Annotated in this window: 9 protein-coding genes and 2 pseudogenes; 6 read left to right on the top strand and 5 right to left on the bottom strand. The window is 69.6% G+C overall.

Annotated elements, in window-relative coordinates:
* Together GJ634_RS16725 and GJ634_RS12245 are read right to left on the bottom strand one after the other, a co-directional pair.
* Positions 1-125: pseudogene (locus GJ634_RS16725) on the bottom strand (SAM-dependent methyltransferase); the annotation flags it as partial.
* A gap of 117 nt (positions 126-242) precedes the next feature.
* On the bottom strand, positions 243-1,079 hold the full coding sequence (locus tag GJ634_RS12245) for a deoxyribonuclease IV (protein ID WP_157503045.1): 837 nt from the start codon (positions 1,077-1,079) through the stop codon (positions 243-245).
* A 79-nt stretch (positions 1,080-1,158) separates the two neighbouring features.
* Between GJ634_RS12245 and GJ634_RS12240 the strand changes: the two genes are divergently transcribed.
* Entirely contained in the window at positions 1,159-1,692 is a 534-nt protein-coding gene (locus GJ634_RS12240; protein ID WP_157503043.1) for a redoxin domain-containing protein, read from the top strand.
* Here the strand turns inward: GJ634_RS12240 and GJ634_RS12235 are convergent.
* Complete coding sequence (locus GJ634_RS12235) at positions 1,685-2,485, bottom strand: biotin/lipoate A/B protein ligase family protein (protein ID WP_157503041.1); 801 nt, start codon at positions 2,483-2,485, stop codon at positions 1,685-1,687. The two genes, GJ634_RS12240 and GJ634_RS12235, sit on opposite strands and share 8 nt — an antisense overlap.
* 344 nt (positions 2,486-2,829) lie before the next feature.
* Here GJ634_RS12235 and GJ634_RS12230 point away from each other — a divergent pair, with 344 nt between their 5' ends.
* The 4 genes from GJ634_RS12230 (at position 2,830) to GJ634_RS12215 (ending at position 7,494) form a co-directional block, all read left to right on the top strand.
* Positions 2,830-3,732, top strand: a complete 903-nt coding sequence (locus GJ634_RS12230) for a serine/threonine-protein kinase RIO2 (protein ID WP_157503039.1) — start codon at positions 2,830-2,832, stop codon at positions 3,730-3,732.
* A gap of 212 nt (positions 3,733-3,944) precedes the next feature.
* Positions 3,945-5,636, top strand: a complete 1,692-nt coding sequence (locus tag GJ634_RS12225; RefSeq protein WP_157503037.1) for a BGTF surface domain-containing protein — start codon at positions 3,945-3,947, stop codon at positions 5,634-5,636.
* A gap of 80 nt (positions 5,637-5,716) precedes the next feature.
* On the top strand, positions 5,717-6,697 hold the full coding sequence (locus tag GJ634_RS12220; RefSeq protein WP_157503035.1) for a restriction endonuclease: 981 nt from the start codon (positions 5,717-5,719) through the stop codon (positions 6,695-6,697).
* Between the two features lie 206 nt (positions 6,698-6,903).
* Positions 6,904-7,494: a 50S ribosomal protein L15e gene (locus GJ634_RS12215; RefSeq protein WP_157503033.1), complete on the top strand. Its 591-nt coding sequence runs from the start codon at positions 6,904-6,906 to the stop codon at positions 7,492-7,494.
* A 45-nt stretch (positions 7,495-7,539) separates the two neighbouring features.
* On the opposite strand, the gene GJ634_RS12210 is transcribed toward GJ634_RS12215, so the two are convergent.
* Positions 7,540-8,058, bottom strand: a complete 519-nt coding sequence (locus tag GJ634_RS12210) for a CNNM domain-containing protein (protein ID WP_157503031.1) — start codon at positions 8,056-8,058, stop codon at positions 7,540-7,542.
* Between the two features lie 106 nt (positions 8,059-8,164).
* Between GJ634_RS12210 and GJ634_RS12205 the strand changes: the two genes are divergently transcribed.
* Positions 8,165-8,824: a hypothetical protein gene (locus tag GJ634_RS12205; RefSeq protein ID WP_157503028.1), complete on the top strand. Its 660-nt coding sequence runs from the start codon at positions 8,165-8,167 to the stop codon at positions 8,822-8,824.
* Here the strand turns inward: GJ634_RS12205 and GJ634_RS12200 are convergent.
* Positions 8,825-9,636, bottom strand: a pseudogene (locus GJ634_RS12200) (DNA mismatch repair protein); the annotation flags it as partial.

The raw sequence follows: 9,636 nt of genomic DNA, 5'->3' as shown, positions 1-9,636 counted from the left end.
CCGGTGCCGCAGCCGACGTCGAGAATCCGCTCGCGGCTCCCGAGCTCCAGCGCGTCGAGCGCCCCGCGTTCGGCCCACATGCCGCGGCGGGTCTCCTCGAGGTAGTCGGCGCTGAATCGGCGCACACCAGCACTGAACACCGGGGTCGGCAAAAGCGGACGGGTCCTCGGTCGGTTCCGGTCGGTGTGTCCGGGCCCCGGAACTCACGGCTCCCGTCGGTCGCCGTTCACGTCCCCGAGAGTCTACGACTCTCGCAGCTCTCGCACCTTCTCGATGTTCCACGCGAACCCGCGGCCGTCCTCGTGGGGCGTCTCCAGCACGAGCGGCACGTCCTCGTCGACGATGGCGTCGTGGTTGACGAACGCGTCCATGCCGTCCTCGCCGATGAGGCCCTCGCCGATGTGGGCGTGTTCGTCCTTGTTCGTCCCGCACTCGTGTTTGGAGTCGTTGAGGTGGACGCAGTGGAGGTGCTCGAAGCCGACGACGTCGTCGAACTCCGCGAGCGTGTCGGCGACCGCCTCCGGGGAGGAGAGGTCGTAGCCCGCGGCGAACGCGTGGGCGGTGTCGACGCAGACGCCGAGGTCGTGGGCGGACTCCTCGAGGACGTACGCGAGGTGCTCGAAGTCGCCGCCGAGCTTCGTGCCCGAGCCCGCGTCGCTCTCCACGAGGACGGTGACGCCGTCGGGGACGTCGAGTTCGTCGAGCGCGCTGACGGCGTTGTCGAGGCCCTGCTGGACGCCCGCGCCGGTGTGCGCGCCGAGGTGGACGTTGACGTACTCGATGTCGAGCTCGGCCGCGGCGTCGACCTCCTTCTGCATGCTGTCGACGGATTTCTCGCGGAGGTCGTCCTTCGGCGTGCAGAGGTTCACGAGGTACGACGAGTGGATTACCCACGGGCCGTCGAGGTGTTCGTCGGTGCCCTCGCGGAACGCTTCGGCCTCGTCGTCGCCGACGTTCGGGTCCTGCCAGACCTGCGGCGAGTGCGTGAATATCTGTCCGCAGTTCCCGCCGACGTCCAGTTCGTTCTCGACGGCGTTGTCGACGCCGCCCGCGATGGAGACGTGTGCGCCTACTCGCATACGCTGTCGTTCGCCGCAGGGGGCAAAGAGGCTTCGAAGCGTCGCAACACCTTTGCCCGCCGAGCGCGCTCGTTGCGATATGGCTCCGGGGGACGCGCTCGACGTCGGCGACGAGGTGCCCGAGGTGGCGGCGCCGCTGGTCTATCCCGACGACAGCGTCGAGGAGACGGCGCTGTCGGACCTCCACGACGACAAGCCGGTGCTGGTGGTCTTCTACACGAACGACTTCAGCCCGGACTGCGTGAACGAGTGGTGTTCGTTCCGCGACTACGGCTGGTTCACGTCCACGGAGGACGTCCGCGTCGTCGGCGCGAGCAAGTCCCGCGTGGCGACCCACCGGCGGTTCATCGGCTACCTCGGCATCGACTTCCCGCTGTACGCCGACACCGACCTCGACGTCTCGGACGCGTTCGGCGTGACCTACCGCACGTTCAAGCTGTTCCCGCGGTCGAAGCGCTCGGTCTTCCTCGTGGACACCGACGGCGTCGTCCGGTACCGCTGGGTGGGCGAACACCCCCTCGACCCGACCCGCGACCAGCCGCCGCTGAGCGAGATCCGGGAGGCCGTCGAGGAACACGCCGGCGGCGAAGCGGAGACGTTCGGCTTCAGTTAGTCCGCTCGCGGGTCCAGTCGTCGGTCGCGTACTTCTCCGCGGCGAGTTCGCGCGCGGCGTCGAGTTCGTCGTCGGTCCACTCGCCGACGCGCGCGTCACACCAGTCCGCGAGCGCGTCCTCCAGCGCGCCGACCGCCGTCTCGCGGTCGACGCCGGCTTCCTCGCGGATGCTCGTGACGCGCTCGCGGAACCGCTGGGCGTCGACGGCGTGGTCGGCGAACACGCCGAGGTGGGCGTCGACCGCGAGGTCGTATGACAGCGACCCGTGCTGGATGACCGCGTCGCGGGTGCGGTACTGGGCGTTCCCGCTGATTTTCCGGCCGTCGACGGCGACGTCGTGGGCGGGGTGGAGCGCGCGCAGGTAGCACGCGGGCTCGTGGATCGCCGGATGTTCGTCGTCGACGAAGTCGGCGTCGACGCCGAGCGCGCGGAAAGCGTCCAGAATCGGCTCGCAGAGCAGTTCGTAGCAGTCCATCAGGTCGCCGGGGAGCTCCTCCGCGGGCGCGACGATGCTGTAGGAGATGTCCGCGTGTTCGTCGTGGTAGATGCCGCCGCCGCCGGTCTGCCGGCGCGTGACGGTGACGCCCTCGCGCTCGGCGAACGCCCAGTCGACGGAGTCGGCGGCCTGCCGGTACCCCATCGAGAGCGTCGACGGCGACCACTGGTACGCGCGGACCGTCCGCGGCCCGCCGTCGGCGGCGGTCTGCGCGGCGACCTCCTCGAGCGCCATCTGCATCGGCCCGTCACGGGCCTCCTCCGGGATCAGCCGCCACTCGCGGTCGGCCAGCGTCATACCCGGAGTTCGCGGCCGCCCGCAAAAAGCCGTGCGGCTGGCGGCTCGCTCGCGGCCGCCGCCGAGCGCGCCGAGCGACCCGGGAATCTGTGCGCGGGCTCGGACCGCGAACACCGCCGCACCCCCGATTCTATATCGTAGTATGTAATTTATCGATGTTCGGGGGTTGATTCGCCCGGCGCACAGAACACCGGCCGGAGAAGCGCCAGCGGTGCCGGAAGCAGCTTTCAGCCAGAATCGGGGGTGAGTGGCTCGTATCAGTCCAAAACCCCGCGCTCCGGCGGAATTGTCGCCATCGGCGCGCGGCGCGTAGCTTTTACCCACCCGTCCGCTACGTTCGGTGAATGGTTCGGAACGTCGCCAGCGAGATGGCGGACCTCGACCCCGAGGACTTCCACCTCCTCTCCGGGGTCGAACACGGGATGCGGTTCTCCGAGTGGGTGAGCCGCGAGAAGCTCCCGGAGTTCTCCCGGCTGACCCAGGAGGAGGTCGACTACCGGCTCGACCGCATGCTCGACCGGGAGTTCCTCGAGCGGAAGACCATCCAGTACGAGGGCGTCCAGCTCACGTTCGCGGGCTACGACGCGCTCGCGCTGCACGCGTTCGCGGAGCGGGACACCGTCGAGGGGTTCGGCGCGCCGCTCGGGGTGGGCAAGGAGAGCGACGTCTACGAGGTGCAGTCGTTCCGCCCGATGGCGCTGAAGTTCCACCGCGAGGGGTACACGCAGTTCCGGGAGGTCCGCCGCGGCCGGGACTACACCAGCGACAAGGAGCACACGTCCTGGCAGTACACCGCGCGGAAGGCCGCCGAGCGCGAGTACGAGGCGCTGGAGACGCTGTACCCGGACGTGAACGTGCCGCGGCCGGTCGACCAGAACCGCCACGCCATCGTGATGGAACGGGTCGACGGCGTGGAGCTCTCGCGCGCGGAACTACAGCCCGAGCAGGCCAGCGGCGTCCTCGACCTCGTCCTCCGGGAGATGGCGACCGCCTACGACGCGGGGTACGTGCACGCGGACATCAGCGAGTACAACGTCTTCGTCAGCGAGGACGGCGTGACGCTGTTCGACTGGCCGCAGGCCACCCCGAGCGACCACGAGAACGCCCGCGAGCTGCTTGCCCGCGACGTCGGGAACATCGTCGGCTACTTCCGGCAGAAGTACCCGGGCGACGTGCCCGAGATCGACGAGTCCGCGGTCGCGGACGCGGTCGCGAGCGGGTCGTTCGGCTCCGTCACCGAATTCTGAGGGTTTTCGCGGCGCTCGCACACAGATCCGATAGCGACTGCTGTTCCGCGTGACGACCGATAAACTACTTCTCGCGATATAGAATCCCGGCTCGTCGGCGTCGTCGCCTCGATCGGAGACAGCGACCGCCCGAGGACGTGTTCGGCGGCTGACTCGACACCCTGCCGTATTTATACCACGGCGCGGAAGTGAAGGGCGAACTGCAATCGGTCATGGCACACACCCGCTCCGCTCCCGTCGTCGCCGCGCTCGTCGTCGCCGCCGTCCTCGCCGGAGTCGCACCAGGAGCTGCTCAGCAAGAATCCGCCTCGGTCAGCGGGAGCGACGTCGTCCGCGGAGAGACGTCCATCATCTCGTTCAGTCACTCCGCACCCGCGAACCTCACCATCACTGGTGGCGGGTTCGAAACCGTCGTCGAACTGGACGGGTCCGGTAGCGGAAGTCTCGAACTCGACACGTACGCCACGACGGGCGACACTGCCAGCGATTTCATCGAAGGCCCAGGGACGCCACACCTGAAGGGAGAACCACTCTCGGAGGCTATCAAGCCTGGGACATACGACTTGCTCGTGACCATCGACGGCGACGTCGAGGCGACCGGAGAGTTCACCGTCAGCCCGAACGGTGAGGTCACGAGCGAGAGCGGTGCGCTGTCCGGCGAGACAGAACTCGCCGACACCGGCGTCGGAAGCATCCAAACGCACGAGGAAATCGGTCGCGGGAACGACAACGTCGTGGTCGGCGACTACGCGGCGTTCGTCGTCGACGAGAACGACAGTGGGTACGGGGCTCCGTTCAGCGGCGCGCTGACGATGGACGACCTCGACCGCGAGGGGTTCGAGATGCGGGTGCGAGAACTCGACCCCGAACCGAACACCGACCGGGAGACGTACACCGCCGAGGACCTCGAGGTCATCGGCGAGTTTGGAGCGGCTGGCAGCGAATTCGGCGTGTTGTGGAACACGAGCGGCGTCGACCTGAACCCGGGGTCGAACCACACCTACGAGTTCGAGTTGTCCGTGAACGCCAGCGAGAATCCCCTGCTCGCGGAGGACGAGACGTTCGCGGTCGAACGCGTGACGGTCGTCGAGCCGTCCGTCGGCATTAGTGCTGACCCGAGTTTCACGCTGCCGCCCTGGGAGAGCAACGAGATGGTTGTCTCGGGCAAGTCGAATCTGCTCCCGGGGACGTCGCTGGAGGTCCGAGCACTTCAGAAGCCGCCGAACTCGTACCTCTGGAAGAGCGTCGTAGAGGTGTCGAGGGACGGCTCCTTCGAGACGACGTTCGACTTCAGTCCGGCGGAACGCCCGGCGTCGTTCCCACTGTACGTCGACGAGTACCGTCAGGCGACCGAACACACAGTCGAGTTGACGGTAGCGAACGCGTCGCTGCTGTTCCCCTCGCAGGTCGTCCAGAACGGCTCGGTGACCGTCGAGCGCGTGACGATGTCGCGGACGGGGTTCCTCGAACTCACCGCGGACAACGAGACCATCGGCACCGCGGGGCCGCTCTCCCAGATGACCAACGGGAGCGTGGACGTGACGCTGAACGAGTCGCTGGACGGCCCGACGAACGTGACCGCGCGGGCGGTCGTGGACGGGAACGGGAACGGCGAGCTGGACGCCGACGACCCGGCCTACGAGTCCTCGGGGTCGCCGGTCGCGGAGACCGCACTCGTCGAGCCGTCGACGCCGGCGGAGCCGACCACGACTGCGGCGAACGAGACGCAAGCGCCGACGACGACGGAGGTGTCGCTTCAGGTGAACGAGGAGCCGCCGCTCGCGCCGGTGGCGAGCAACGACAACTCCTCGGGCGGGTTCGTGCCGCTGTCGCCGGCGACGACGCTCGCGGCGGTCGTCGCCGCGCTGCTGCTGGCGGCGCGCCGGGGACCCGACCGTTTATGAGGGGGCACCGTGGTGATTAGGGTGATAGCTGGGGACTGTATGACGGGACAGAGTACGCGTCCGACCGGGAGGAGTGCGTGATGTTCGACGAGATGCGGGCGTCGGCGTTCCCCGAGTTCCTCGCGGCGTTCTGGGAGGAGAAGGGGTGGTCGACGTCGGTGACCGAGAACGACGACGGCACGTACCTCGTCGGCGGCGACAAGGACAGCGGCAAGCGCGGGCTCATCGGCGTCCGGCCGGACGAGGACACCGAAATCGGCGCCTCCGAGGTCGAGGACTTCGCGGCGTTCTGCGACAAGAAGGGCGTCGACGTGCGCGTGATGGCGACCCGCGGTCGGTTCACGACCGGCGCGCGGAGCGCCGCGGACGCGGGCGACGTCCACCTCCTCGACCCGAACGAGCTCGCGTCGTCGGTGCGCGACGAGGGCGCCGAGGACCTCGTCGAGGAGTTCGAAGGAGGCGACGACGGGTCGCTGCTGGACAACGTGCCGACCCCGCCGCTGCCCGGCGGCGTGCCCAGCGGCGTCCCCATCGTCCCCATCGTCGTCGCGGTCGTGGTGATTCTGGCGGCGGTCTTCGCGGGCGGCACGCTGCTGAGTTTCGTGCCGTTCGTCGGCGGCGGCAGCGGTGCCGGCGACGCGGGCCCGGCGGTCACCGCGTTCTCGATGGCGGCCGATGAGAACACCACGGCGACCGCGGAGTGGGACGTCCGCGTGCAGGACGAGCTCCGGACCGCGAACAACACCTACGAGCCCGCGGACGGCGAGACGTTCGTGCTCGTGCAAATGAACGTGACCGCGGGCGACTCGCAGGTGGTCGTGCGCAACCAGAACTTCGCGCTGGCCGTGAACGGCACGAACTACGGCCACCAGCGCTTCGAGAACGCCAGCCAGCAGTTCCGCCAGCAGCTCTCGGCGGCGACCGCGGCGCCCGGCGAGTCCGGGCGGATGCTCGTCGTGTTCTCCGTGCCCGAGGAGTTCGACGGGGCGACGCTCGTCGAGCGGCCGGACGGCCCGGGGCTGCGCTTCGAGCGCGCGGACCTCGCGTTCGACGTGGAGTAGGATTCGAAGTTCTTAACCCCCGCCGCGACGAACTCCGGGTAACTCGCTGGCGAGCGGGCTCCAGCGGGCTCCCGACGAGCAGTCGGGACGGGATGTGACCTGCGAGGTCCGACGGACCTCGGTGCAGCCGAGCGGTGTCAACCGCTCGGTCGTTCGGAGACGCGTGGCGTCTCCCGGTTGAACCACCCAACGCCCGCGGACAACACATGACACGAAGCTTCTACTCCCACATCAAGGAAGCCTGGCGGGACCCGGACGACGGGAAGCTCGCCGAGCTCCAGTGGCAGCGCAAGCAGGACTGGCGCAAGCAGGGCGCCATCGTCCGCGTCGACCACCCGACCCGCCTCGACAAGGCCCGCGAGCTCGGCTACAAGGCCAAGCAGGGCGTCGTCGTGGCGCGGGTCAGCGTGCGGAAGGGCACCGCCCGGAAGTCCCGCTTCAAGGCGGGCCGCCGCACGAAGCGGCAGGGCGTCAACCGCATCGGCCGCGCGAAGAACCTCCAGAGCATCGCCGAGGAGCGCGCGTCCCGGAAGTACGTCAACCTCCGCACCCTGAACTCCTACTGGGTCGGCGAGGACGGCTCGCAGAAGTGGTTCGAAGTGATTCTGCTGGACCCCGAGCACGGCGCAATCGAGAACGACGACGACCTCAACTGGATCTGCGACGACAGCCAGCGGGGCCGCGTCTTCCACGGGAAGACCAGCGCCGGGCAGCGCGCCCGCGGCCTCCAGAACCGCGGCAAGGGCACCGAGCACCTGCGCCCGAGCACGAACGCCGGCAAGCGCCGGAAGTCGTAACGTCTCACTTCCTCCGTTCTTTCTCGCCGCCCAGCGGCGGCGCCGTCAGTCCTCGTCGAGGAGCTCCTGTTCGATGTCGGGGCTACCGCCGGTGGCGCCGGCGAGCCGGCGCGTGAGCACGTCGAAGAACGCGACCAGCGGCCAGAGCGCGAGCGCGACGTACTTCAGCGGTCGGGCGGTGGTCAGCGCCCACGACTCGGCGTTCGCCAGCCCCCACGACTTGGGGAGAATCTCCCCGCAGACGAGCACGAGCGAGGTGGCGATCAGCGTCGTGCCGACGACCGCGAGCTCCGGCGGGAGGTAGGCCACGAGCAGGACGGTGAGGATGCTGGAGACGGCGATGTTGACGACGTTGTTGCCGACGAGAATCGTCACGAGCAGCCGGTGGGGGTCCTCGCGGAGCGCCTTCAGCGCGTGGCCGCGGTCGTCGCCCGCGGCGAGGTCGGCGATGCGTTCGTCGGTGAGCGAGAACAGCGCGATTTCCGTGCTGGAGAAGTACGCGGACACGGCCAGCAGGACGGCGACCGCGGCCAGCGACGCGAGCACGGAGAGGTCGAGTGGCATGAGGACAGCGAGGGCGACCAGCCACTAAGTCGTTGGTGGGACGGCCGAGCGAGGTCGATGCGGACTGGCACCGACACTTATGCTCGTCGCGGCCGCGGGCGTACGCATGGTGACCGCGGAAGCGGCGACGCTGTGGACGCACGTCGCCGCGGGCGTCGTCGCGCTGGTCGCGGGCGGCGTCGCGCTCGCGACCGAGAAGGGCGGCCGCCGTCACCGGCGCGCGGGCCGCGTCTACGTCGCGGCGATGGCCGCCGTCGTCGTGACGGTGCTCCCGCTGTTCGCGCTCGACCCGACGTTCTTCCGGACGTTCCTCCTGCTGGTCGCGGTGTTCAGCGGCTACCTCGCGTTCTCGGGAGCGCGGGCGCTGGCCCGCAAGCGTCCCGGCGACGACCCCACGCCGGCGGACTGGGCGGCGGCAGCCGTGGTCGTGGTGGCGTGCGTGGCGCTCGGCGCGTGGGGCGTCACGTTCGTCGCAGGGGGAGACTCGTTCGGCGTCGTGATGGTGGTCTTCGGCGGCATCGGCGGCCTGCTCGGCGGGAGCGACCTGCGCGCGTACTGGCAGGGCACCGACCGCGCGTGGCTCGTGGACCACCTCTCGCGGATGGTCGCGGCGTACATCGCGACCGTCACCGCGGTCTCCGTCGTCAACGCCGCGATGGTCCCCGAGGTCGTCGCGTGGCTGTGGCCGACCGCGGTCGGCGTCCCGCTCATCTGGTACTGGCAGGCCGAGTACGCCGACGTGGGGCCGCTGGCCGGCAGAAGCTGATTACTCGGTCCACTCGGCGTCCGCGAGCGTGCGCTGGACGGCCTCCTCGCCGACGGCGCGCGCGAGCGTCTCGTAGCCGGCGCGCTCGGCGCGGTCGCCGGCGTCGGCGACGAGCCGGGAGACGATGAACTCCGGCGTGGACTTCCCGACGGTCTCGAAGCGCGGCTGGTAGTCCACGAGCAGTTCGAGGTCCTGACTGAGGCCCTCCGCGAAGATGCCGTCGGTTCGCGCGACCTCGGGCAGGGGTTCGAGGTCGTCCGCGAGGTGCGTGACGAAGACGCCCAGCGCCCGCTCGTCGACGGTGAGCGTGACGAGGCCGTGGAGGAGGTCGGCGGCGCTCCCGGGCTCGGTGATGGCCTCGAACTCGTCGACAAGCATGAGCGTGCGGTCGCCCTCGGTGAGCGGCGGGACGACGGAGTTTAGCGTCGCCTCCAGCACGCCCGCGTTGAAGGAGGCGTGCCGGCGGTGGAAGACCACGGCGTCGACCGGCCCGAGTTCGGCGCGGTCGGCGGGCACGGGCAGCCCCATCGCGGCGAGCACGGCGACCTGACACAGCGTCTCCAGGAGGGTCGTCTTCCCGCCGGAGTTCGCGCCCGTGAGCACCGTGACGCGGTCGCCAGACGGCGGGGCCAGCGAGTGCTCGCCGACCGCGTACGTCACCGGTTGGACATCCGCGCCCTCGGCCGCGAGCGAGAGGTTCCGGGCGTTCTCGACGGCGACGGCGTCCGCGTCCACGAACTCGGGGCGCGTGAGGTCGTGGGCCTCCGCGAACCGCGCCAGCGAGACGTCGACCGCGAGGTCGCCGACGGCCT

This window comes from Halobacterium sp. CBA1126 (genome assembly GCF_009741975.1).
Lineage (GTDB): Archaea > Halobacteriota > Halobacteria > Halobacteriales > Halobacteriaceae > Halobacterium.
The sequence above is the reverse complement of the archived record's forward strand: the minus strand, read 5'-3'. Positions and strand labels throughout refer to the sequence as shown.

Excerpts from the sequence above, each read along its gene's own strand:
- GJ634_RS12245 (WP_157503045.1), bottom strand. The coding sequence starts at position 1,079 with ATGCGAGTAGGCGCACACGTCTCCATCGCGGGCGGCGTCGACAACGCC.
- GJ634_RS12240 (WP_157503043.1), top strand. The coding sequence starts at position 1,159 with ATGGCTCCGGGGGACGCGCTCGACGTCGGCGACGAGGTGCCCGAGGTG.
- GJ634_RS12235 (WP_157503041.1), bottom strand. The coding sequence starts at position 2,485 with ATGACGCTGGCCGACCGCGAGTGGCGGCTGATCCCGGAGGAGGCCCGT.
- GJ634_RS12230 (WP_157503039.1), top strand. The coding sequence starts at position 2,830 with ATGGTTCGGAACGTCGCCAGCGAGATGGCGGACCTCGACCCCGAGGAC.
- GJ634_RS12225 (WP_157503037.1), top strand. The coding sequence starts at position 3,945 with ATGGCACACACCCGCTCCGCTCCCGTCGTCGCCGCGCTCGTCGTCGCC.
- GJ634_RS12220 (WP_157503035.1), top strand. The coding sequence starts at position 5,717 with ATGTTCGACGAGATGCGGGCGTCGGCGTTCCCCGAGTTCCTCGCGGCG.
- GJ634_RS12215 (WP_157503033.1), top strand. The coding sequence starts at position 6,904 with ATGACACGAAGCTTCTACTCCCACATCAAGGAAGCCTGGCGGGACCCG.
- GJ634_RS12210 (WP_157503031.1), bottom strand. The coding sequence starts at position 8,058 with ATGCCACTCGACCTCTCCGTGCTCGCGTCGCTGGCCGCGGTCGCCGTC.
- GJ634_RS12205 (WP_157503028.1), top strand. The coding sequence starts at position 8,165 with ATGGTGACCGCGGAAGCGGCGACGCTGTGGACGCACGTCGCCGCGGGC.